This is a genomic window from Pseudomonas sp. PDM28 (genome assembly GCF_019219115.1).
GTDB classification, from domain to species: Bacteria; Pseudomonadota; Gammaproteobacteria; order Pseudomonadales; family Pseudomonadaceae; genus Aquipseudomonas; species Aquipseudomonas laurylsulfatiphila.
In genome coordinates this window covers 316,480-339,338 of record NZ_JAHUWG010000004.1, presented here as the reverse complement: position 1 = coordinate 339,338, position 22,859 = coordinate 316,480, and the positions used below count along the sequence as shown (strand labels likewise).

General features: G+C 62.2%; 18 protein-coding genes. 1 reads left to right on the top strand and 17 read right to left on the bottom strand.

Annotated elements, in window-relative coordinates; all coding sequences use genetic code 11:
* The first annotated feature begins 87 nt into the window (after positions 1-87).
* Positions 88-1,368, top strand: coding sequence for an MFS transporter (locus KW841_RS10885; protein WP_218475876.1), 1,281 nt, complete (start codon positions 88-90; stop codon positions 1,366-1,368).
* Here KW841_RS10885 and gspM read toward each other — a convergent pair.
* The 17 genes from gspM to aroB all read right to left on the bottom strand — a co-directional run bounded on the left by gspM (position 1,361) and on the right by aroB (position 22,815).
* Positions 1,361-1,792 carry a type II secretion system protein GspM gene (gene gspM, locus KW841_RS10880; RefSeq protein ID WP_218475874.1) on the bottom strand — a complete coding sequence of 144 codons (432 nt, stop codon included), beginning with the start codon at positions 1,790-1,792 and terminating at the stop codon, positions 1,361-1,363. The two genes, KW841_RS10885 and gspM, sit on opposite strands and share 8 nt — an antisense overlap.
* Positions 1,789-2,895 (bottom strand): type II secretion system protein GspL, encoded by a 1,107-nt coding sequence (gene gspL / locus KW841_RS10875; RefSeq protein WP_218475872.1) that lies wholly within the window; start codon positions 2,893-2,895, stop codon positions 1,789-1,791. The genes gspM and gspL overlap by 4 nt, the downstream gene beginning before the upstream one ends.
* Entirely contained in the window at positions 2,892-3,743 is an 852-nt protein-coding gene (locus KW841_RS10870; RefSeq protein WP_218475870.1) for a type II secretion system protein GspK, read from the bottom strand. The genes gspL and KW841_RS10870 overlap by 4 nt, the downstream gene beginning before the upstream one ends.
* Entirely contained in the window at positions 3,740-4,282 is a 543-nt protein-coding gene (locus KW841_RS10865; protein ID WP_218475868.1) for a type II secretion system protein GspJ, read from the bottom strand. The genes KW841_RS10870 and KW841_RS10865 overlap by 4 nt, the downstream gene beginning before the upstream one ends.
* Positions 4,275-4,658: a type II secretion system minor pseudopilin GspI gene (gene gspI / locus KW841_RS10860; RefSeq protein WP_218475865.1), complete on the bottom strand. Its 384-nt coding sequence runs from the start codon at positions 4,656-4,658 to the stop codon at positions 4,275-4,277. Before gspI ends, KW841_RS10865 begins: the two co-directional genes overlap by 8 nt.
* Entirely contained in the window at positions 4,651-5,118 is a 468-nt protein-coding gene (gene gspH / locus KW841_RS10855) for a type II secretion system minor pseudopilin GspH (RefSeq protein WP_218475863.1), read from the bottom strand. The genes gspI and gspH overlap by 8 nt, the downstream gene beginning before the upstream one ends.
* A gap of 3 nt (positions 5,119-5,121) precedes the next feature.
* Positions 5,122-5,577 carry a type II secretion system major pseudopilin GspG gene (gspG, locus tag KW841_RS10850; RefSeq protein ID WP_218475860.1) on the bottom strand — a complete coding sequence of 152 codons (456 nt, stop codon included), beginning with the start codon at positions 5,575-5,577 and terminating at the stop codon, positions 5,122-5,124.
* 3 nt (positions 5,578-5,580) lie between these two features.
* Positions 5,581-6,789, bottom strand: a complete 1,209-nt coding sequence (gspF, locus tag KW841_RS10845; protein ID WP_218475858.1) for a type II secretion system inner membrane protein GspF — start codon at positions 6,787-6,789, stop codon at positions 5,581-5,583.
* Positions 6,790-6,792: 3 nt separating this feature from the next.
* The gene (gene gspE, locus KW841_RS10840) at positions 6,793-8,265 is read right to left on the bottom strand and encodes a type II secretion system ATPase GspE (RefSeq protein WP_218475856.1); all 1,473 of its coding nucleotides are present in this window, start codon (positions 8,263-8,265) and stop codon (positions 6,793-6,795) included.
* Positions 8,266-8,268: 3 nt separating this feature from the next.
* Positions 8,269-10,188 carry a type II secretion system secretin GspD gene (gene gspD, locus KW841_RS10835; protein WP_218475854.1) on the bottom strand — a complete coding sequence of 640 codons (1,920 nt, stop codon included), beginning with the start codon at positions 10,186-10,188 and terminating at the stop codon, positions 8,269-8,271.
* An 8-nt stretch (positions 10,189-10,196) separates the two neighbouring features.
* On the bottom strand, positions 10,197-10,730 hold the full coding sequence (locus KW841_RS10830; protein ID WP_218476202.1) for a type II secretion system protein N: 534 nt from the start codon (positions 10,728-10,730) through the stop codon (positions 10,197-10,199).
* Between the two features lie 77 nt (positions 10,731-10,807).
* Positions 10,808-12,274 carry an N-acetylglucosamine-binding protein GbpA gene (gbpA, locus tag KW841_RS10825; protein ID WP_218475852.1) on the bottom strand — a complete coding sequence of 489 codons (1,467 nt, stop codon included), beginning with the start codon at positions 12,272-12,274 and terminating at the stop codon, positions 10,808-10,810.
* 292 nt (positions 12,275-12,566) lie between these two features.
* Positions 12,567-13,634: a uroporphyrinogen decarboxylase gene (hemE, locus tag KW841_RS10820; protein ID WP_095964623.1), complete on the bottom strand. Its 1,068-nt coding sequence runs from the start codon at positions 13,632-13,634 to the stop codon at positions 12,567-12,569.
* Between the two features lie 234 nt (positions 13,635-13,868).
* Positions 13,869-15,287 (bottom strand): FAD-dependent oxidoreductase, encoded by a 1,419-nt coding sequence (locus tag KW841_RS10815; RefSeq protein WP_007975602.1) that lies wholly within the window; start codon positions 15,285-15,287, stop codon positions 13,869-13,871.
* Positions 15,288-15,319: 32 nt separating this feature from the next.
* Positions 15,320-19,765 (bottom strand): glutamate synthase large subunit, encoded by a 4,446-nt coding sequence (gene gltB, locus KW841_RS10810; protein ID WP_116580782.1) that lies wholly within the window; start codon positions 19,763-19,765, stop codon positions 15,320-15,322.
* 349 nt (positions 19,766-20,114) lie between these two features.
* On the bottom strand, positions 20,115-21,704 hold the full coding sequence (locus KW841_RS10805) for an AAA family ATPase (protein ID WP_218475850.1): 1,590 nt from the start codon (positions 21,702-21,704) through the stop codon (positions 20,115-20,117).
* 10 nt (positions 21,705-21,714) lie between these two features.
* On the bottom strand, positions 21,715-22,815 hold the full coding sequence (gene aroB, locus KW841_RS10800; RefSeq protein WP_218475847.1) for a 3-dehydroquinate synthase: 1,101 nt from the start codon (positions 22,813-22,815) through the stop codon (positions 21,715-21,717).
* Positions 22,816-22,859: the final 44 nt, after the last annotated feature.

The window sequence follows — 22,859 nt, the reverse complement described above, 5'->3', positions numbered from 1 at the left end:
ACAGGTCGAACAATATATTGGATTGAATCATTAGCCAGCTATATGCTTTTTTCATTGCCTGACCGGCTGCGTCCTCCGAGGTCCCCCGTGAAAACTGCTGTCGCCCCACTCGCCCATGAAGTTCCTCCCGCCGCAAAGGACGATATCGCCGTTGAGCTGGCGGAGATCTACATCGAAAAAGGCACGCCGGCGTTCATGCGCACGGTGCTGGCGCTGTTCTGCGGCGGCTTCGCGACCTTCGCCCTGCTCTACTGCGTGCAACCGATGATGCCGCTGCTGTCCGACGAATATTCCATCAACGCGGCGCAAAGCAGCCTGATCCTCTCGGTGGCCACCGGCATGCTCGCTTTCGGCTTGCTGATCACGGGGCCGATCTCCGACCGCGTCGGGCGCAAACCGGTGATGGTCGCCGCGCTGTTCGCCGCCGCCCTGTGCACCCTTGCCAGCGCCATGCTGCCGAGCTGGCACGCGGTGCTGGCGATGCGGGCGTTGGTGGGCCTGTCTTTGAGCGGGCTGGCGGCGGTCGCCATGACCTACCTGAGCGAAGAGATCCATCCGCAGCACATCGGTCTGGCGATGGGCCTGTACATCGGCGGCAACGCGATTGGCGGGATGAGCGGGCGCTTGATCACCGGGGTATTGATCGACTTCGTCAGTTGGCACACGGCAATGCTGGTGATCGGCGGCCTGGCCCTGATTGCGGCGGCGGTGTTCTGGAAAATCCTCCCCGAATCGCGCAACTTCCGCTCCCGCTCGCTGCACCCGCGCAGCCTGCTCGATGGCTTCACCATGCACTTTCGCGACGCCGGCTTGCCGCTGCTGTTCCTCGAGGCCTTCGTGCTGATGGGGGCGTTCGTCACGCTGTTCAACTACATCGGCTATCGCCTGCTGGCCGAGCCGTATCACATGGAACAGGCGTTCGTCGGGATGCTTTCGGTGGTGTACCTGTCGGGTATCTACAGCTCGGCGAAAATCGGTGCCCTGGCCGACAAGCTCGGTCGACGCAAAATGCTCTGGAGCACCATTGCACTGATGATCGCCGGCCTGGCGCTGACGATGTTCACGCCGCTGTCGCTGGTGATCATCGGCATGCTGGTGTTCACCTTCGGCTTCTTCGGTGCCCATTCGGTGGCCAGCAGCTGGATCGGCCGCCGCGCCACCAAGGCCAAGGGCCAGGCGTCGTCGCTGTACCTGTTCAGCTACTACGCCGGGTCGAGCATTGCGGGCACGGCGGGTGGCGTGTTCTGGCATCTGGGTGGCTGGAACGGGATCGGGCTGTTCATCGGCACGCTGCTGGTGATTGCGCTGCTGATCGCGTTGAAACTGGCGAAGTTGCCGCTGTTGCCACAACACACCTCGGCTACCTGAGCACCAGCTGCGCCTCCAGGGCATCGTCACGTTTTTCCAGGGTCAGCGACTGCAACGCGACACCGTTGCGCTCCATAGCGTCGAGCCACTGTATCAACGGCTGCGCGTTGCCATTGAGGGTCAGGCGCAGCAGGTCGCTGTCGCTCTCCATCTGTCGGATTTCCAGCCCCGCTGCCGCTGCGCTCTCACTGATGCGCAGCGATAGCGGCTGACCAGTGTCGGCGGGGACATGGCTGCGCGGTGACGCCCGTTGCAGTTGCGCGGCCAGACTCGCCTGCTGTTGATACTGGCGCTCGACAGTTTCCAGGCGCTGCCGGTTCGGTTGCCAGATCAGGCTGAAAGCCACAACCGCCAACAGAAAAGCGCCCAACACCTGCAACAGCCGTTGTTCGCGCACAGAAATGCGCCGCCATGCCTGGATCATGCCTCGTCCTCCACGGTGAGGGTGGCGTGCACCCGGTCTGCGGCTTTGTTCGCACTATCGAGCCGGATGGGCATGCCTTGTTGGCGTCCGCGCTCACGCAATTGCTCCAGCTCGGCAAAGCCGCTGGCGGTCAGCTGGATTTTCCAGCCTTCCCCGGCCCTGAATTCGATGCGCCGGACCTCGACCGGGCTGGCGCCGATCACCTGCTCAATCAATCGGACCAGCCCCGCAATGCGGGTGTTTTGCGATTCGACAGGCTGGTTGTGCAGGGCCTTGAGCTGCGCTGCGATGTCGACGATACGGCCTTGTTCCGGGTAAAGCGCCTTGAATCGCCGTTCATTTTGACTGGCGAGGCGGCGGGCTTCGCCGTCGATGAAGCGAATCCGCGTCTCGCTGGCCCCCCAGATCAACAGCGCCAGCATCACCATCACCCACCCGCCGGCACGCCAGGGCAGACGCTTGCCGCGCGGGGCGAATGCGCCTTGCAACAGGTTGATGGCCCGGATCGGGCGGTGGGTCAGGCATTGGTCGATGACCGTGGGGTCCTCACGTTCGTCCAGCCATTGCATGTCCCTGGGCAATAATGGGGTGAGCAGCGCCAGGTGCTCTTGCGACAACGCCAAGCGTGCCGACAGGCTTCCACCCAACAGCCAACGACCGAACCACCATGCGCCGCACGGCTGATCACCTGACAATACATCGGCATCGACGAACACCCCGCGCACCTCGATACCCGTCTCGCGCAGCAGGGCGAGCACGGCGGCCAACCGTTCCCGGCCGATGACCATGGCCGGGTAGCAGCCGTCGCGATCACGAGCGCCGACACACGGATGCACAACGTCCAGCGCCTCGCTCAGTTGATCTTCCACGGCGAAGGCGATGGCCTGGGCCTCGGGTTGACGCCGCGCCGGCCATGGCTCGCTGCGTACCCAACTGCACATTTCCATGGGCAACAGCACATCGACCGACTTCCCCTGCAATGCCGAGGTCGCCTGACTCAGTGGCATCGGCTGGCGTTGACCGGTGGGGGACCACAACACGCAAGGCCAGAGTGCGGATGGCGCATCCCGGCCCTCGGCGGTCAGGTAAAGCCAAGTGTTCATCGCGGTCTCTCGTGGCTACTGGTGGGAAGAAAACGTCGTTGCAGCACCGTCAGCTGTTGAGTCTTGGGGTCGTACCCGACATCCGTGGCCAGATGCAATTGGCGCCCGTCCCGGATCACCTGCACGCCGATCCGATACCAGCGGCTATGGGTGCCAAGGCCGTGACTGCTCAACCCCTGCCCGGAGAGCAAGGGGTCCTGCGTAAACGCCTGGACACTCGCCCAGGGCGTTGTTGCGGCCTGAAGCGCCAGCGCATCGGCGGTCGCGGCGTCCACCTCGCCGAGCGTTCTCAACACCAGCGCCGGTGCGGTGTTGATGTTCAGGGTGACGTCGGTGGGCAGCAGTGCCACCCAGGGCCCCAGTCGTTGCAGCAGGCGAGCGTCAATGCCGGGAAGCAAGCGCAGCTGGCTCAGTTCCCGCAGCGGCCCGACCTGGCTCAGTTGCACAGGAGGGAGATCGAGCAGCTCAAGCAGGCGCGCCCACCGGTTGAGGGTGACCTGATACACCTGGCCCTGGCGTAACAAAGCGTTGAGATTGAAACGCCCGGCGAGGTCATCGATATCGATGCGGATCTGCGCATCCTCAACCTCGAAACCCGGCGCCATGGCCCTCCAGCCCTGAATCCGCTCGACGGGTTTTTCCGTGGCCTGTAGCGCGTCGCGCAACAGCAGCAACGCCCAGCTTTCTCCGCCCGATGCGAGTTGGCGCAGGTGTATCTGCTGCAACTGTTGCCCGCTGCTTTGCAGCGACAAGTGATGGCTGCGCAACAAGCCAGCGGTGATCAGCAACGCCAGGCTCAGGACCAGCAAAACACTGATCAACGCCATGCCGCGTTGGTGCCCGTTCATGGCAATGCACCCGGCATCGGCAACACCCGACGAATCGATTCGAAGCGACCGACCGAGACCTGCACCTCCAGCGCCAGGGGCGCCTTCGCGTCCGGCCCGGACGCCCCATGAGCGACCCAGCCGGACTGGCTGTCGAACAGGCGCCAGTTCAACTCGCGAACGTCCTCCAGCAGTTTTTGCCGCTGCACGAGCTCTGTGCCTTCGCCCTGGCTTTCGCGCCACAGCACGTCGCCATCGAGTCGATAGGTCAGTGCCTGAAGCTCACTGCGCGGCTGGTCCAGCGGATTGCGCCAGTGACTGCGCTGGAACTGCAAAAGCGGCGGTGCGAGCACCATCGGCTGCGCAGTGACATGCAGCAGATCCCGCTCGATCACCGCCACCGCACGCTGCAGGCTCCTGAGTTCTCGCTCGTGGGTCGTCACGCCCCGTTGCACCCGCACCACGCTATCGAACAAGCCCCAACTGGCCAGCCCCAACACGGCGAAGATCGCCAGGGCGATGACCAGCTCCAACAAGGTGAACCCGCGCTGCTTATTCATGAACCGCGAGTATCCAACCGCTGGCACGATGCAAGGTGTGTGTACTGTTTGCGGGGCTGACTCGAATGTCGACCTGGAGCAAACGTGGATCACTGGTGGCGCTGATGTATTGCTGCAACACCCAGTCGCGCTGTTCCATGGACACCACCTGTTGTTGCTGCCCAACCGCCAACCCGGGTTGCAGGCGCAATTCGTTCAACCGGTTGTCCGCCAGCCACGCCGCGAACAGTCGCGCCTCAACGGCGCCACGCTGTTTGACCACGTATTGACTGGCTGACAGCACGGCAGCCGCCAGTGTCGCGAAGACCGCCAGGGCCACCATGATTTCCAGCAGTGTGAAACCGCCCATGGCGGGTCGGGATCGCGGGTTAGCCATCGATCGCCACCTCGCCAAGGCCATCGCCGGACAGGCTCAGCCAGGTCCGGTTGGTGGACTCGAATGTCAGGGTGAAGACGCTGGTCTCATCGTTGCTGAATATCAACAACTGCGGCGGTCCTTCATCGGCGTCCAGGTCTACCGCATAGCCGTCATGCCGAAAACGTACCCGCACGCTCAGGGGCCAATCAGTAAGCTCCGCCACCGGCTCCCATCCGTGAGCACCCTGGCGCATCGCCCGGTGGCCATCGGTACTCAGCCGCAAGCCATAGTCCTGCCCCTCGAATACCGCTCGCTCGCGCAACTGATGGATCACCTGCACCATAGCCTCAGCCTCCTGCCTGACCTGGCGTGCGGGACTGCCCCCACCGGCGAAGCTCACCATGCCCAGCAAAAAGCCGACCATGACAATCACGATCATCAACTCCAACAACGTAAATCCCCGGCAACGGTAGCCCACGGTTCAATGACCCCAATTGCCGATTTCCGCTGCAAACCCTTCACCGCCGGCTACGCCATCGGCACCCAGGGAATACAGGTCGTACGTGCCATCCGTCGATCTCACACCCGGATTGAGGTACTGATAAGGCGTGTTCCACGGGTCGACCGGCATGCTCTTGAGATAACCCTGAGGGTTCCAGCCACGCGGCGCGGGCAGGCCAGAGGGACGTTTGACCAACGCTTCCAGGCCTTGCTGGGTCGAGGGGTAATGGGCGTTGTCGAGGCGATACATTTCCAGGGCGGTGGCGATGGCCTGGATATCGATTCTGGCGGCGGTGACCTTGGCCTGATCGGGGCGGCTCATGAACTGCGGCACCACAATGGCCCCCAACACGCCGATGATGACCACCACCACCATGATTTCGATCAGGGTAAAACCGCGTTGCACGCGGGAAAGGCTTTTGCGGACAGGTTGCATGGATCAATTCACCAATTGGTTGAGGCTGAGAATCGGGAGCAGGATGGCCATGACGATCAGCAGCACAACGCCGCCCATCAGCACCAGCATGGCCGGCTCGAACAGGCTCACCACCAGCGCAATGCGCGCGGCGAGGCTGCTTTCCTGTTGTTCGGCGGCCCGGGCCAGCATGCGGTCGAGTTCGCCGGCACGTTCACCGCTGGCGATCATGTGCAGCATCATCGGCGGGATGTCGCCGCTCAGTTCCAGGCCGCGGGTGAGCGTTCCGCCTTCGCGCACGGAACGGGCGACATCGACCATCCGCGCGCGAATGGTCAGGTTGCCGATGACCGAGGCAGAAATTTCCAGTGCGTCCACCAAGGGCACGGCACTTTTACCGAGGATCGCCAGGGTGCTGGCAAACCGCGCGGCTTCCATGGCCCGCAGCACTTCGCCGATGACGGGCGCACTCAAGAGCCAACGATGCCAGCGCAGACGCCACTGCGGCTGCTGCCAGCTCCAGCGCCACAGGCCGAACAGCGTCACCAGGACGCCTATCAACAACAGGAAATGGTTGCGCAGGCCGTTGCTCACGCCGATCAGTGCCTGGGTCAGCCAGGGCAACGGCTGGCCGCTGTCGACGAAGATCTTCACCACATCCGGCACCACGTAGCCGAGCAGAAAACCGACGATTGCTGCGCTGGCCAGCATCAGGATCAAGGGGTACACCAGGGCCATCTGGATCTTTTGCCGCGAGGCCTGGCGAGCCTGTGTGTAGGCCGCCAGTTGCTCCAGCACGTGACCCAGATGCCCCGAGCGTTCGCCGGCGGCCACGGTGGCGCGAAACAATTCGGGGAAGGCCCTGGGAAATTGTCCCAGGGCCGAGGCCAGGGCGTGGCCTTCCATCACCCGGCTCCTGACCGCCGAGAGCAGGCCTGCGACCTTGCGCTTCGAGCTCTGTTTCGCCACCGCCTCGAGTGCTTCTTCCAGAGGCAGCCCGGCCTGAACCAGCGTTGCCAGCTGCAAGGTCAACAAGGCCAGATCAGCCGCGCTCAGGCCTGCGCCGCGAGGTTGCTTGCCTGTATCGCTGCCCACCCGGACCTCGATCAACACACGCGGCCACACGCCACGCTCGCGCAACAGCTGTCGCGCATGACGGGGTCCATCGGCCTCCAGGCGCCCCTTGCAGGATCGGCCTTGGGCATCAAGGGCGCGGTAGTCGAAGGTCGGCATCCGTCAGTGCTCCTGGGTCACGCGCAGCAACTCATCGAGGCTGGTCAAGCCTTCCAGCACCCGCTGACGCCCGTCCTGGAACAGGCTGCGCGAGACCTTGCGCGTTGCGTCGACGAGGATTTGCTCGCTGGCGCCCTGAAGGATCAGCGCCGAGACGGCGGGCGTCACGCTGATCAGTTCGTAGATGCCGATGCGCCCGCGATAGCCGTGCTGGCACTGCGCGCAGCCCGAGGCTTTGCACAGGGTGTGCGACGTGGCCGTGTCGAGCCCCAGGCGCTCACAGGCCGCCGCATCGGCGGTGTAGGAAACCTTGCAATGGGGGCACAGGGTGCGCAGCAGGCGCTGGGCCACAATGCCCACCAGCGAGGACGCCAGTAGGTAGGCATCGACGCCCATGTCGACCAGCCGCGTGACGGCGCCAACCGCACTGTTGGTGTGCAAGGTCGACAGCACCAGATGCCCGGTCAAAGACGCCTGCACGGCGATCTCGGCGGTTTCGCGGTCGCGGATTTCGCCGACCATCACCACGTCCGGGTCCTGGCGCAGAATCGCCCGCAGGCCGCGGGCAAAGGTCATGTCGACTTTCGGATTGACCGGCATCTGGCCCACACCCGGCAGGTGATACTCGATCGGATCTTCGACCGTGAGGATGTTGCGGGTCTGGTCATTCAGGCTGCTCAACGCGGCGTACAGGCTGGTGGTCTTGCCGGAGCCGGTCGGCCCGGTCACCAGCAGGATGCCGTGGGGTTTGCCCAATAACTGGCGCAGGGCCGCGAGGGTATCGTCCGGCATGCCCAGCCGATGCAGGTCAAGGCGCCCGGCCTGCTTGTCGAGCAGGCGCAGCACCACCCGTTCACCGTGGGCCGAAGGCAGCGTCGAGACCCGCACATCGACTTCATGCCCGGCCAGACGCAAGGCCATTCGCCCATCCTGGGGCACGCGTTTTTCCGCGATGTCCAGGCGCGCCATGACCTTGATCCGCGATACCAGCAGCGTCGCCAGTTCGCGCTTGGGCCTGAGCATTTCACGCAGTTGGCCATCCACCCGCATGCGCACCGAGAGGTACTGCTCGAAGGTTTCCAGGTGCACGTCCGAGGCGTGCTCGCGCACGGCTTCACCGAGCAGTGCGTTGATCAGGCGGATGATCGGCGCATCGCCCTGTTGCTCCAGCAGGTCGGCGGTCTGCGGCACCTGATCGACCAGGCTGAGCAAGTCCAGCTCTTCGTCCAGCCCTTGGGCTACCTGCTCCATCGCGCTTTGTCCCTCGCGATAGGCTGCCGCCAGGCGTGAGGCATATTCTTCGGCGTCGACGATGACGAACGGCAGCGTCGACCCGCACACCCGGCGCGCCTCTGACAGTGCGCTGAGCGGTGCATCGCTGCGCAGGGCAAGGCGCAGATCGTCGCCGTCACGCTCCAGCAACACACCAAAACGCCGGGCGAAGCCGAAGGGCAATTGCTCGCTGAATTCGCCCATGGGTTACTGCGCCTTGCCGCGCAAGTCGAACACTGGCGCGTCGCTGGCTGGTTCAAACAACCCGCGTGCCTCGGATGGCAGCAGCAACGAGTTGTTTTCCCCCGCCCCTGTCTTGCTCAGGTCACGCAGCGCGTTGTAACGCTGCTGGCTGACCTGGGACAGGTCCTCCTTGCTGCGCACGATGGTCGGGCGCAAGAACACCATCAGATTGCTTTTGGTCTGGGTGTCGCGGCTCCAGCGGAACAACGCGCCAAGGTAGGGAATGTCACGCAGCAGCGGCACGCCGCTTTTCTGTGTGCGCACGCTGTCGCGGATCAGGCCGCCGATCACGATGATTTCGCCATCGTCGGCGAGGATGGTGCTTTTGAGCGCTCGCTTGTTGGTGATCAGGTCCGAGGAGTCGATGCCCGACACCGAGGGGGCGATGTCCGATACTTCCTGCTCGACCTCCAGGCGCAACGTCGAGCCTTCGTTGATGTAAGGCTTGATCTTCAGGCTGATGCCGACGTCCTTGCGCTCGACGGTGGTGAACGGATTCTCCGCGCCGTTGCTGTTGGTGGCGTAGGAACCGGTCTTGAACGGCACGTTCTGGCCGACGATGATTTCCGCTTCCTGATTGTCCAGGGTCAACAGACTCGGGGTGGACAGCAGGTTGCTGTGGGTGTTGCTGGCCAGGGCCGAAATCAGCGCACCGAAGCGGTCGCTGCCCAGTTGCAGGATCGCCCCTTCCGGCGCCGATCGTTTCTCGTCGAACTTCAGCCCGCCGACAATCGGAATGTCGGTGCCGGGAAAGTTGATGAAGCCCTTGGCGTCGCCGGTGTTGAGGTTCCACTGCACACCGACGGCCTCGGCGATGTCGCCGGAGATTTCGACGATGGCGGCATGGATCAACACCTGGGCCCGCGGCTGGTCCAGCTGGCGCACGATGCTTTCGATGGTCCGCACCTGTGCCGGCTCGGCAATCAGCACCAGTGCGTTCTGGCTTTCGTCGGCCTTGATCATGAAGGTTGCGCCGCCCGACATGTCCTTGGCGTTGCCGACGGCGGACGCCTGTTTCCTGCCCTGCCCCATCGACTCCAGAATCTCGGCCAACTGCTTGGCATCGCTGTGACGCAGGCGAATCACCCGGGCGTTGTCGAGGGTCGTGGTGGCCGGTGTATCGAGCCCGCGGGCCAGTTCGATCAAACGCTGGCGAACGACCGGCGGACCAATGAAAATCAGGCGATTGGTCCGGGTGTCTGCCAGTACCTGTATCGCCGACTCGGCATTGCGCTTGCCCATGGAGGCCTCGATCACCGGCGCGACATCGCCCGCCTGGGCATGCTTGAGCTGAAACACCGCGTGCAGGGTGTTCTGCCCGGAGTCCAGTTCGCGGATCACCCGGGCGATGCGCTTCACATTGGCGGCCGTATCGGTCAGCACCAAAGCGTTGGCCGACACCGAGGGGCCGACATAACCGTTGGCAGAAACCAACGGCCGCACCAGCCCGGCGATGTCGGTGGCGCTACCGGTGTTCAACCCGATGACTTCGGTCACGAACTGCGACGCCGTGGTGGTTTTTACCGTGCCCTGACCGGCCCGGGTCCTGGCCTCGGCAACCGGGGTGATGAGAATCCGGTCGCCCTCATCGATCACCGTAAAATTGTGGGCGTCGAGCACTGAATAGAACAACCGGCGCACCCCTTCACGATCGAGGGCCTGCCGGGACATGACGGTGATACGACCGGAGACCTTGGGGTCCAGCACTACCGTGGTCCCGAGTATGCTGGAGATCTCTTCGACGATGTCGCGCAGCTCTGCGTTGTTCATCGCCAGTTGCCATTTTTCTTCGGCGCCTCGAAGCGTCCCCGGGAAGGCTGCAACTGCCAAAACGGCAAGCAAAAGCATGGAACGCAACCAATGCGCGCCGACGAAGCTGTTCATGAAATTCATCACTCTGGTTGCCCGGAGAGCGGGCGTAAAAAATGCGTGGTGGTGACCGGTTGAGCATCGAGGGATGATTCGAGTCCCGTCAGGAACCGTGCGCCAGAGGGGACGAGCGTTAGCAGCTCTTCCCGGCCCTTGTTCCACAGCACAACCTGGTGGGTCTCGATACGACGCAGGACACTGCCGCCGGGCAAACGCTCGCCCACCTGATAGAGACGAGAACCTTGAGCATTGGCCAGCAGCGCCTTGGATAGTCCGCTGCTGACAAAGCTCGCTTGCAAGGTCAGCGGTTCGGCGCTGGGCCGCGGTGTGGCCTCCGTCGTCAGGCCGAACACAATGGCAATCGATGTTGTTTCGAGTGGTTCACGTGCCGGCACCGTCTCCAGAGCTGCGATGTCGGGCAACGGTGAAACCAGATGCTCGCGAAACGTCCGTTCCTGCCACGCCAGAAACACCGCCGCGCCCGCTGGCAACGCGAGCCAACAAATGCTGCTCAGGCATGCCCGAAAGCGTTGTCCGGAAAAATTCGAAACCTTCATTTTCAACTCGGTACTCAGCAGAAGTGCCTGGCTTCAGGCGACCTTTTTTGAGGTCGCCTGAAGCCAGTTGCGGGGACTTACAACTTGTCCCACGCCATGTGCGAGTGAGCACCGACACCTGGCTCGAAGCCGTTGGCGGTAGGGGTGTACTGCTTGCAATAACCCGACGCAGGGAACGGCTTGCACTCGAAGACTTCGTCGGTCTTCGGTTGCAGCACCTTGGTGCCGGCGGTGTAGTCGCTGAGGCCTTCAGGGAATACGAAGTCGTATTCGATGACCGCGCCTTCACCGGTCAGTTGGGTGGTCTTGGTGTCCTGACGGGTGGTGCGGCCATCCAGGGTGGTGCCGACCAGGGTCAGCGTGTGCGCACCAGGATTGCTGCGCACATCCAGGGACAACGAGGTGGAGCCGGTGGCCACTTGTGCCGATGTGGTGCCGACCGGTTTGTTGTTCTGATCGAACAAGGTCGCTTCGACGTCCATCGCGCGGTTCGCAGTCATGCTGAATTCGACTTTGGCCCGGCCTTTATCCAGAACGTATTCGGCTTGCTGAGAGGTCACCGCCATGTGCGCAGCGGCGTCTTCCTTCATGGCCAACTGCACTTCATAGCGGACTACGCCGCTTTCTCTTTGCACGTAGAGGCGATTGGTGCCTTTGACCGGGGCAACATTGCCGCTCTCGTCGCGGATACCGGCGCGAACCAGGGTGTGAGTCTGGTTGATTTTTTCCGCCAGCTTGTACGACCAGTTTTGCGGTGTGCCTTCTTCAGCGTTATCGATGCTGATTTCCACGCTGTATTGCGCACTCTCGCCCTTGGCGGTAAACGCGCGGGCCTTGACCTTGTCACCCACCAGCAACGGGGTCGATGACGCAATGCTGCCTACTGGCGACCAACCGCCCGGCAAGTCAGGTTCGGCGAGGATGTTCACGTCTGCGACATTGTAAAACGCGGCGTCGGTATCACCGACGGTCCAGATGGCCAGGATGACGTGGTGCCCGGACTTGTCAGACGGGAGGGTGCAACTGTGCCTGGCACCCGACACCGGCAACTGGTTGCCGCCATCGATGGTGCAGAACGGTGTGCTTTCGAAGGTGGCGCGCTTGAGCGACTCGTTCGGGTTCCAACCGTCGCTGGAGATGAAATACTCGTGCTTGGTAGCCGGGTGAACGGCGGTGTAACGCCATTGGAAATCGATGTTGCGATCCTTGATTTCCGTCAGGTGCCAGCGGGTGGCGGACTGCGCGTCCAGTGCGGAGAACAGCGCGTGACCGCCGCTGGCGATCTTGCCATCGACCGGCCCCTGCAAGGGGGCACCGCCGACACCTGCCGGAAAGCCCTTGAAGGTTTCACCGACGCTCTGCGGCTCGTACTGCGCGCCGCCACAGTTGGTGTTCAAGCCTTTCTGGCAGGCCAGTGCGCGCGACGGCGGCACATCCAGATAGCCGTGGGCGGATACGGTTTGAGAGGCCAGCATTGCCGATAACAGGATCATCGAAGAGGTGCAGGCCGTTAATGCACTTCTTTTATCAAATGTAATTTTCATGATGTGTTCCAGACTGCTTATCGAAAACAAGGCGCCTTGCAGGCGGCGATGTTTGCTTCGTTACCGTTCAGCGTTGTGCTGAACAGGGGTCTGGAACCTTACGGGGATGACGAGGAATTCTATGTAGGAGTAATCATCTAGCCGGGCAGGAATGGTCTGCTCATCCAATGTTCACTCAGGAAAAAAACACCCTTACCGACAGAAAGGCTTCATCCGGACAGCATTTCTGCAGGGCATAAAAAAACCTGTCCGGCACAAGGCGGAACAGGCTTCTGGAAATCGGCGCTGGCCGTTACTCGTGATACTGCGCCGACAATTCATGCACGGCCCGCAGGAATGCACCCGCGTGTTCCGGATCGACTTCCGGCGTAATGCCATGACCGAGGTTGAACACGTGGCCGCTGCCTTTGCCGTAGCTGGCGAGAATGCGCCCGACTTCAGCGCGAATGGCTTCCGGTTTGGCGTAGAGCACGGTCGGGTCCATGTTGCCTTGCAGTGCGACCTTGTCGCCAACACGGGCACGGGCGTTGCCGATGTCGCAGGTCCAGTCCAGGCCCAATGCATCAGCACCGGCATCGGCGATGCTTTCCAGCCACAGGCCGCCGTTTTTGGTGAACAGGATGACCGGCACCTTGCGGCCTTCGTGCTCGCGAATCAGGCCGCTGACGATTTTGCGCATGTAGGCCAGGGAGAACTCCTGGTACGCCGCTGCCGACAGGTTGCCGCCCCAGGTATCGAAGATCTGCACCGCTTGCGCACCGGCCATGATCTGGCCATTGAGGTAGCTGGTGACCGACTGCGCAAGCTTGTCCAGCAACAGGTGCATGGCTTGCGGGTTGTCGTAGAGCATGGCCTTGGTCTTGCGGAAGTCTTTCGACGAGCCGCCTTCGACCATGTAGGTCGCCAGGGTCCATGGGCTGCCGGAGAAACCGATCAACGGTACACGTCCGTTTAGCTCACGACGGATGGTGCTGACCGCATCCATCACGTAGCCGAGGTCTTTCTGCGGATCGGGAATCGGCAGGGCTTCGATGTCGGCCAGGGTGCTGACGACTTTCTTGAATCGCGGACCTTCGCCGGTTTCGAAGTAAAGGCCCTGGCCCATGGCATCGGGGATGGTCAGGATGTCGGAGAAGAGGATCGCCGCGTCCAGTTGCGGATAGCGGTCGAGCGGTTGCATCGTGACTTCGCAAGCGAACGCCGGGTTCATGCACAGGCTCATGAAATCGCCGGCCTTGGCGCGGCTGGCGCGGTATTCAGGCAGGTAGCGACCGGCCTGACGCATCATCCACACGGGAGTGACGTCTACGGGTTGCTTGAGCAGGGCGCGCAGGAAACGGTCGTTCTTCAGGGCAGTCATGTCGGCATCCGGAAAAAAAGTGCGGGCATTTTCTCAGAGCCGGGCGCAAAAGGCACGGATGCAGGTCAGCCTTTTGTCTATCGGGTCAATTTGTCGCATTTTTGCAGCACCACAAAACACTGTGGGAGCTGGCTTGCCAGCGATGCAGGCACCTCGGTGGTCAGGTAGACCGAGGTGATGCTATCGCTGGCAAGCCAGCTCCCACAGGTATCGCATTGCTGTTTCGAACGAGGTTTAGACGCCCAGGTAATCCAGGATCCCTTCGGCGGCATTACGGCCTTCGAAGATCGCCGTCACCACCAGGTCCGAACCCCGCACCATGTCGCCACCGGCGAAGATTTTCGGGTTGCTGGTCTGGTGCTTGTACTGGCCTTGTTCCGGTGCCACGACGCGGCCCTGGCTGTCGGTCTGGATCTCGAACTGCTCGAACCACGGCGCCGGGCTCGGACGGAAACCGAAGGCGATGACCACGGCGTCGGCCGGGATGATCTCTTCGGAACCCGGGATCGGCTCGGGGCTACGACGGCCACGGGCGTCCGGCTCGCCGAGACGGGTCTCGACCACTTTCACGCCTTCGACCTTGTCTTCGCCGACAATCGCAATCGGCTGGCGGTTGTAGAGGAATTTCACGCCTTCTTCCTTGGCGTTCTTCACCTCTTTGCGCGAGCCAGGCATGTTCGCTTCGTCACGACGATAGGCGCAGGTCACCGACTTGGCGCCCTGGCGGATCGAGGTACGGTTGCAGTCCATCGCCGTGTCGCCACCGCCCAGGACCACGACCTTCTTGCCTTTCATGTCGACGAAATCTTCCGGCGACTTTTCAAAGCCCAGGTTGCGGTTGACGTTGGCGATCAGGAAGTCCAGCGCGTCGTACACGCCCGGCAGGTCCTCTCCGGCAAAGCCGCCTTTCATGTAGGTGTAGGTGCCCATGCCCATGAACACGGCATCGTATTCTTCGAGCAGTTGCTCCATGGTCACGTCCTTGCCCACCTCGGTGTTGAGGCGGAACTCGATGCCCATGCCGGTGAAGACTTCGCGGCGATTGCTCAGCACGGTCTTTTCCAGCTTGAACTCGGGAATGCCGAAGGTCAGCAGACCGCCGATTTCCGGGTTCTTGTCGAACACCACCGGGGTCACACCGCCGCGCACCAGCACGTCGGCACAGCCCAGGCCCGCAGGCCCGGCACCGATGATCGCGACACGCTTGCCGGTCGGCTTGACCTTGGACATGTCCGGGCGCCAGCCCATGGCGAACGCGGTGTCGGTGATGTACTTCTCCACCGAACCGATGGTCACCGCGCCGAAGCCGTCGTTGAGGGTGCAGGCACCCTCGCACAGACGATCCTGCGGGCACACCCGACCGCAGACTTCCGGCAGGGTGTTGGTCTGGTGCGACAACTCGGCGGCCTGGAGGATGTTGCCCTCGGCCACCAGCTTCAGCCAGTTGGGAATGAAGTTGTGCACCGGGCACTTCCATTCGCAATACGGGTTACCGCAACCCAGACAGCGGTGGGCCTGGTCGGCCGACTGCTGGGGTTTGAAGGGCTCGTAGATTTCCACGAACTCTTTCTTGCGTTGACGCAACAGTTTCTTCTTCGGATCCTTGCGCCCGACCTCGATGAACTGGAAGTCATTATTCAGACGTTCAGCCATTTTAAAACCTCATCAAACTCTTCAGGCGCATATCACTGCGGGTTGGCACGGGTGCTGGAAAGCAACGACTTCAGGTTGGCAGCCTTGGGCTTGACCAGCCAGAAACGGCGCACGTAATCATCGAGGTTCTCGGCGAGTTCACGACCCCACTCGCTGTCGGTTTCCTCGACGTACTCGTTCAGCACGCGTTGCAGGTGGCTACGGTAGGCTTCCATCGCCTCGCCGCTGATCCGCTGGATTTCCACCAGTTCGTGGTTGACCCGGTCAACGAAGGTGTTGTCCTGGTCGAGCACGTAGGCGAAACCGCCGGTCATGCCAGAGCCGAAGTTGTAACCGGTCTTGCCCAACACGCAGACGAAACCACCGGTCATGTACTCGCAGCAGTGATCGCCAGTGCCTTCCACCACCGTGTGGGCACCGGAGTTACGCACGGCGAAGCGCTCGCCCGCGGTGCCAGCGGCGAACAGCTTGCCGCCGGTAGCGCCGTACAGGCAGGTGTTGCCGATGATGGCACTGTCCTGGGTGCGGTAGACGCTGCCCTTCGGCGGAACGATCACCAGCTTGCCGCCGGTCATGCCCTTGCCGACGTAGTCGTTGGCGTCGCCTTCCAGGTACATGTTCAAGCCGCCGGCGTTCCACACGCCGAAGCTCTGGCCCGCTGTGCCCTTGAAGCGGAAGGTGATCGGCGCGTTGGCCATGCCCTGGTTGCCGTGCTTGCGCGCGATTTCGCCGGAGATCCGTGCACCGATGGAACGGTCGCAGTTGCAGATATCCAGAGCGAATTCAGCGCCGCTCAGGTCGTTGATCGCCGAGGTGGCCATGTCGACCATCTTCTCGGCCAGCAGGCCTTTGTCGAACGGCGGGTTGCGGTCTACGCCACAGAACTGCGGCTTGTCCGCCGGCACGTGGTCGCTGCCCAGCAACGGAGTCAGGTCCAGGTGATGCTGCTTGGCGGTCTGGCCTTCGAGGACCTCCAGCAGATCGGTACGGCCGATCAGTTCCTCGAGGGAACGCACGCCCAGCTTGGCCAGCCACTCACGGGTTTCTTCGGCGACGTAGGTGAAGAAGTTCACCACCATGTCGACGGTACCGATGTAGTGGTCCTTGCGCAGCTTCTCGTTCTGGGTCGCAACGCCGGTGGCGCAGTTGTTCAGGTGGCAGATACGCAGGTATTTGCAGCCCAGGGCGATCATCGGTGCGGTGCCGAAGCCGAAGCTTTCAGCGCCGAGGATGGCCGCCTTGATCACGTCGAGGCCGGTTTTCAGGCCGCCGTCGGTCTGTACCCGGACTTTGCCACGCAGGTCGTTGCCGCGCAGGGTCTGGTGGGTTTCGGCCAGGCCGAGTTCCCACGGTGCGCCCGCGTACTTGATCGAGGTCAGCGGCGATGCACCGGTGCCGCCGTCGTAGCCGGAGATGGTGATCAAGTCCGCGTAGGCCTTGGCCACACCGGCGGCAATGGTGCCGACGCCGGCTTCCGCTACCAGCTTCACCGAAACCAGCGCCTTCGGGTTGACTTGTTTCAGGTCGAAAATCAGCTGCGACAAGTCTTCGATCGAGTAGATGTCGTGGTGCGGCGGTGGCGAAATCAGGGTCACGCCGGGCACTGCGTAACGCAGTTTGGCGATCAGACCGTTCACTTTACCGCCCGGCAGTTGACCGCCCTCGCCCGGCTTGGCGCCCTGGGCGACCTTGATCTGCAGCACTTCGGCGTTGACGAGGTATTCCGGGGTCACACCGAAGCGGCCAGTCGCAACCTGCTTGATTTTCGAGCTCTTGATGGTGCCGTAGCGCGCCGGGTCTTCGCCGCCTTCGCCGGAGTTGGAACGCGCACCGAGGCGGTTCATGGCTTCGGCCAGGGCTTCGTGAGCTTCCGGCGACAGCGCGCCCAGGGAGATACCGGCGGAGTCGAAGCGCTTGAGCACCGATTCCAGCGGTTCGATCTCGCTGATATCCAACGGAGTGTCGAGGGTTTTGACTTTCAGCAGGTCGCGGATCATCGACACCGGGCGGTTATCCACCAGCGAGGTGTATTCCTTGAACTTGCTGTAGTCGCCCTGCTGCACAGCGGCTTGCAGAGTGTTGACCACGTCCGGGTTGTACGCGTGGTATTCGCCACCGTGGACGAACTTCAGCAGACCGCCTTGTTGGATCGGCTTGCGCGGGCTCCAGGCTTCGGTGGCCAAGGCTTTCTGCTCGGCCTCGATGTCGACGAAACGCGCGCCCTTGATGCGGCTTGGCACGCCACGGAAGCTCAGGTTGCAGACTTCCTCGGACAGGCCGATGGCCTCGAACAACTGCGCACCGCGATACGAAGTGATGGTCGAGATACCCATCTTCGACAGGATTTTCAGCAGGCCCTTGGTGATGCCTTTACGGTAGTTCTTGAACACCTCGTAGAGGTCGCCCAGTACTTCACCGGTACGGATCAGGTCACCGAGCACTTCGTAAGCCAGGAACGGATAAACGGCAGAGGCACCGAAACCGATCAACACGGCGAAGTGATGCGGATCGCGAGCGGTCGCAGTTTCCACCAGGATGTTGGAGTCGCAACGCAGGCCTTTTTCGGTCAGGCGGTGGTGCACCGCGCCGGTAGCCAGGGACGCGTGGATCGGCAACTTGCCCGGGGCAATGTGACGGTCGCTCAGCACGACCTGGGTACGACCGGCGCGCACGGCTTCTTCAGCCTGATCGGCGACGTTGCGGATGGCCGCTTCGAGGCCGACGCTTTCGTCGTAGTTCAGATCGATGATCGCGCGCTCGAAGCCCGGACGATCGAGGTTCATCAGCGAGCGCCACTTGGCCGGGGAAATGACCGGCGAGCTGAGGATCACGCGCGAGGCGTGTTCCGGCGACTCCTGGAAAATGTTGCGCTCGGCACCGAGGCAGATTTCCAGCGACATGACGATGGCTTCGCGCAGCGGGTCGATCGGCGGGTTGGTGACCTGCGCGAACTGCTGGCGGAAATAGTCGTACGGCGTGCGCACGCGCTGGGACAGCACGGCCATCGGCGTATCGTCGCCCATCGAGCCCACGGCTTCGTAGCCCTGTTCGCCGAGCGGACGCAGCACCTGATCGCGCTCTTCGAACGTGACCTGGTACATCTTCATGTATTGCTTGAGCTGGTCGACGTCGTAGAACGCCGAACCGTGGTCGTTGTCTTCCATGGTCGCCTGGATGCGCAGGGCATTCTTGCGCAGCCATTGCTTGTACGGATGACGGGACTTCAGACGGTTGTCGATCGCATCGGTGTCGAGGATCTGACCGGTCTCGGTGTCCACGGCAAAGATCTGGCCAGGTCCCACACGACCCTTGGCGATCACGTCTTCAGGCTGGTAGTTCCAGACACCGATTTCCGAGGCCAGGGTGATGAAGCCGTTCTTGGTGGTGACCCAACGCGCCGGACGCAGACCGTTACGGTCGAGCAGGCACACCGCGTAGCGACCGTCGGTCATTACCACGCCGGCCGGGCCGTCCCACGGCTCCATGTGCATCGAGTTGTATTCGTAGAACGCACGCAGATCCGGGTCCATGGTCTCGACGTTCTGCCACGCTGGCGGAATGATCATCCGCACGCCACGGAACAGGTCGATGCCGCCGGTGACCATCAGCTCCAGCATGTTGTCCATGCTCGAGGAGTCGGAACCCACGCGGTTGACCAGCGGGCCGAGTTCTTCCAGGTCCATCAGGTCGTTGGTGAACTTGGTGCGACGGGCCACGGCCCAGTTGCGGTTACCGGTGATGGTGTTGATCTCGCCGTTGTGCGCCAGGAAGCGGAACGGTTGAGCCAGCGGCCATTTCGGCAGGGTGTTGGTGGAGAAGCGCTGGTGGAACACGCAAATCGAAGTTTGCAGGCGCTCATCGCTCAGGTCCGGATAGAAGGCGGTCAAGTCCGCCGGCATCATCAGGCCTTTGTAAATGATGGTCTTGTGCGAAAAGCTGCAGACGTAGTGGTCGGTGTCGGCGGCGTTGGCCACGGACGAGCGACGACGGGAGGTGAACAGCTTGACGGCCATGTCCTGGTCGCTCAGGCCTTCACCACCGATGAACACTTGCTCGATCTGCGGCAGACGCTCAAGGGCCAGGCGGCCGAGGACGCTGGTGTCGATCGGCACTTTGCGCCAGCCGACCAGTTGCAGGCCGGCGGCCAGGATCTCGCGGTTCATGTTCTCGCGAGCGGCTTCGGCTTTGACCGGGTCCTGGTTGAAGAAGACCATGCCCACCGCATATTGCTTGGGCATTTCGACGCCGAAGGTTTCCTGGGCGATCGCTCGCAGGAACACGTCCGGCTTTTGAATCAGCAGACCGCAACCGTCACCGGTCTTGCCGTCGGCATTAATCCCACCGCGGTGGGTCATGCAGGTCAGGGCCTCGATGGCCGTTTGCAAAAGGGTATGACTGGGCTCGCCCTGCATATGGGCTATCAGGCCGAAACCGCAGTTATCCTTGAATTCATCTGGTTGGTACAGACCTGCTTTCATAGACACTTTCTCACCAGGCTGCCTCTTTACGAGGCAAATTTCTTTTCAATTCAACCACTTGCCATCCGCGCCGAACGTACGCCAGCTTTGCGGGGACAAAAGGGAGGTCATTGTACACACCGACACTTGGCCTCACAAATTTGACGACGAAATGTCGCAAATCCATGTCGCATTTGTGAAAGGTTTAAAGCGATATGCTGTGCTAGTCAAAACTTTTTTAATTTTGACCGCAACGACTCAAAGACTACTGTGACGCAGACACCACAAGGCACGCAGCCCGGAAGGCGGCGCGCACTTGTAGAAATTTTGAGGTGCTTGGAGAGGCGGCCTGGGTAAGGCCGCCGAATCTTCAGCGAGTTGTTGCCAGTTCCTGTTGGACGCTGGCGACAGTGCGAGGCCAAGGTTTACCAGCCTGAACCTTCGCTGGCAAGGCCTTGATGGCGGAAACGGCTGCATCACGATTGGCGAAGTTGCCGTAGGTGATCACGTAGAGCGGCTTGCCATTGAGGACTTTCTTGAAATAACGGTACTCGCCGCCCTGCTCCTTGACGAAGCTTTGTGCGGCGGTCTCGGAGCTGGTGCCGAGGATTTGCACCACGTAGTTGCCCGGTGCCTGACCGGCGTACCAGGTGCCACCCGCCGCCTTGGCTGCCGGAGCCGGTTTCTCGGCAGGCTTGGCCGCCGCAGCAACGGCTGGCTTGGCTGGCGCTGGAGCAGGCTTGGCCACTGGAGCTGGCGCTGGCTTGGCCGTGGCGACCTGAGTCGGCGCAGGTGCAGGCTTGGCCGCTGGTGTCGGCGCAGGGCCGGCAGGAACGCCCACAGGCGGCGCAGTGGTGGTCACTGTAGGCGGTGTGGCGCTGGAGCCTTCAACCGGAACGCCATCGTCGCCTTCGGTGATGCCGCCTGCGGCCTCGGCCAGCGGGGCGCGCATGACCGGTTGCGAGTTGCCGACCAACGGCAATGGCATCGGCTGCGTGTTGCCGGCGAATTCGACGGCCGGAGCACCGCCATTCGCGGTTGGTTGGCCCTGGCCAAGCGGCAGTTGCGCCTGTTCATTGGCCGGCGCACCGGTGCTCGGCGCCTTGTTGCGACCCGGCATCATCCAGGCGGCAGCTACCGCAACCACGACAACGGCGGAAATCGCCAATACGTGTTTCTTCGGCATATTGAACCCCATTTTTGGACGCTTGACCGCAGAGCGGCTGGCGATCATGGCTTCGATCATTGCATCGCGAGCGACCTGATTGATGCTGCCAGGCCAACCTTCGGAGCTTTCGTGAATATCAGAGATCTGATTCGCGGTGAAAAGTTCGATGCCGCGGCCAGCGCCCTCGAGCCGCTGCTCCAGATACTCGCGGGTTTCGTCCTCGGTATAGGGCTGCAGTTCGATGACGTGGAATCGCTCTTCCTCGAGATGCAAGGCCTCAAGCTGAGCGATCAGCGAGGTTTCACCGAACAGGAACACATGCGGGCGACCTTCAGGCGCACCGGCCGCCAGGACCATCAGTACCTCAAGGCCGGACTCGTCGAGCTGTTCGGCGTCATCGACCAGCAAATAGACTTCCTGGCCGGTGAGCGCAAGCTGCACAACCTGGGCCAGGATAGCGTCGGCATCCGCCTGGGCGACATTCAGCGCCTGGGCCACCTGACGCAGCACACCGGCCGCGTCGCCGGCGCCACGGGCGGACACCACCACGCTTTGTACCGACTGCTTGTTGGTGCTGGCGACCAGGGCTTGACGCAACAGGGTCTTGCCACTGCCCTCGGGGCCAGTGACGACCAGCAACAACTGACTGTAGCGGGCCAGGTGATGCAACTGTCCCAGCACGGGTTTGCGCTGGGCCGGGAAAAATTTGAAGCCAGGCACCCGTGGAGCAAAAGGGTCATGACTCAACTGGTAATGGCCGAGGAAAGCCTCGTCGGCATGCAAACTAGTCATCGCGTTCTTATTAACCTTTAAGCTGAGCCAGGGCGCGGTAGTCTGCCCCCAGCGTGGCCTGTAGAACCTCTTTCGGATAATCGTCGGCCACCACCGCTTCACCCATGTGGCGCAGCAGCACCAGGCGCAAACGACCGTCGATCACTTTTTTATCAATGGACATATGTTCGAGGAAATCGGCTTCTGTCATCTCATCTGGCGGAATGACCGGCAGCCCTGCACGCTGGAACAGACGAATGCCGCGATCACGCTCCTGCTCGCTGATCCAGCCCAGTCGCGCGGACATTTCCAGCGCCATCACGGTGCCAGCAGCCACCGCTTCTCCATGTAGCCAGACACCATAGCCCATGTGGGTTTCGATGGCGTGGCCAAAAGTGTGGCCCAGGTTCAACGTGGCACGAACGCCCGTCTCTTTCTCATCGGCACCGACCACCGCGGCCTTGGCCGCGCAGGAGCGCTCGATGGCATAGGTCAGGGCTTTCTGGTCCAGGTTGCGCAGGCGGTCGACATTGTCTTCGAGCCAGGTCAGGAACGGCTCATCACAGATCAGCCCGTACTTGATGACTTCGGCCAGACCGGCGGACAGCTCGCGCGCCGGCAGGGTATTGAGGCTGGTGGTATCGATCAGCACCACGTTCGGCTGATAGAAGGCGCCGACCATGTTCTTGCCCAGCGGATGGTTGATCCCGGTCTTGCCGCCCACCGAGGAGTCGACTTGCGACAGCAGCGTGGTCGGAACCTGGATGAAATCGACGCCGCGCTGGTAGCAGGCGGCGGCAAAGCCGGCCATGTCACCGATCACACCGCCACCGAGAGCGATCACCGTGGTGCGGCGGTCATGCCGCGCGGTCAGCAGACCGTCGAAAATCAGTTGCAGGGTTTCCCAGGTCTTGAAGGCTTCACCGTCGGGCAGCACCACGGAAATCACCGAATACTGCGCCAGGCTGCGGGTCAGACGCTCGAGATAAAGCGGTGCAACAGTCTCGTTGGAGACGATCGCCACTTGCCGTCCGCGAATGTGCGGGGCCAGCAGCTCAGGCTGATCCAACAAACCTTCGCCAATATGAATCGGGTAGCTGCGCTCGCCTAGATCGACCTTGAGTGTCTGCATGTGTCCCCACAGTGAAGATGAATCAGGCGTCCTGCCTTGAGTTA

Excerpts from the sequence above, each read along its gene's own strand:
- gspM (WP_218475874.1), bottom strand. The coding sequence starts at position 1,792 with ATGATCCAGGCATGGCGGCGCATTTCTGTGCGCGAACAACGGCTGTTG.
- gspL (WP_218475872.1), bottom strand. The coding sequence starts at position 2,895 with ATGAACACTTGGCTTTACCTGACCGCCGAGGGCCGGGATGCGCCATCC.
- KW841_RS10870 (WP_218475870.1), bottom strand. The coding sequence starts at position 3,743 with ATGAACGGGCACCAACGCGGCATGGCGTTGATCAGTGTTTTGCTGGTC.
- KW841_RS10865 (WP_218475868.1), bottom strand. The coding sequence starts at position 4,282 with ATGAATAAGCAGCGCGGGTTCACCTTGTTGGAGCTGGTCATCGCCCTG.
- gspI (WP_218475865.1), bottom strand. The coding sequence starts at position 4,658 with ATGGCTAACCCGCGATCCCGACCCGCCATGGGCGGTTTCACACTGCTG.
- gspG (WP_218475860.1), bottom strand. The coding sequence starts at position 5,577 with ATGCAACCTGTCCGCAAAAGCCTTTCCCGCGTGCAACGCGGTTTTACC.
- gspF (WP_218475858.1), bottom strand. The coding sequence starts at position 6,789 with ATGCCGACCTTCGACTACCGCGCCCTTGATGCCCAAGGCCGATCCTGC.
- gspE (WP_218475856.1), bottom strand. The coding sequence starts at position 8,265 with ATGGGCGAATTCAGCGAGCAATTGCCCTTCGGCTTCGCCCGGCGTTTT.
- gspD (WP_218475854.1), bottom strand. The coding sequence starts at position 10,188 with ATGAACAGCTTCGTCGGCGCGCATTGGTTGCGTTCCATGCTTTTGCTT.
- KW841_RS10830 (WP_218476202.1), bottom strand. The coding sequence starts at position 10,730 with ATGAAGGTTTCGAATTTTTCCGGACAACGCTTTCGGGCATGCCTGAGC.
- gbpA (WP_218475852.1), bottom strand. The coding sequence starts at position 12,274 with ATGAAAATTACATTTGATAAAAGAAGTGCATTAACGGCCTGCACCTCT.
- hemE (WP_095964623.1), bottom strand. The coding sequence starts at position 13,634 with ATGACTGCCCTGAAGAACGACCGTTTCCTGCGCGCCCTGCTCAAGCAA.
- KW841_RS10815 (WP_007975602.1), bottom strand. The coding sequence starts at position 15,287 with ATGGCTGAACGTCTGAATAATGACTTCCAGTTCATCGAGGTCGGGCGC.
- gltB (WP_116580782.1), bottom strand. The coding sequence starts at position 19,765 with ATGAAAGCAGGTCTGTACCAACCAGATGAATTCAAGGATAACTGCGGT.
- KW841_RS10805 (WP_218475850.1), bottom strand. The coding sequence starts at position 21,704 with ATGACTAGTTTGCATGCCGACGAGGCTTTCCTCGGCCATTACCAGTTG.
- aroB (WP_218475847.1), bottom strand. The coding sequence starts at position 22,815 with ATGCAGACACTCAAGGTCGATCTAGGCGAGCGCAGCTACCCGATTCAT.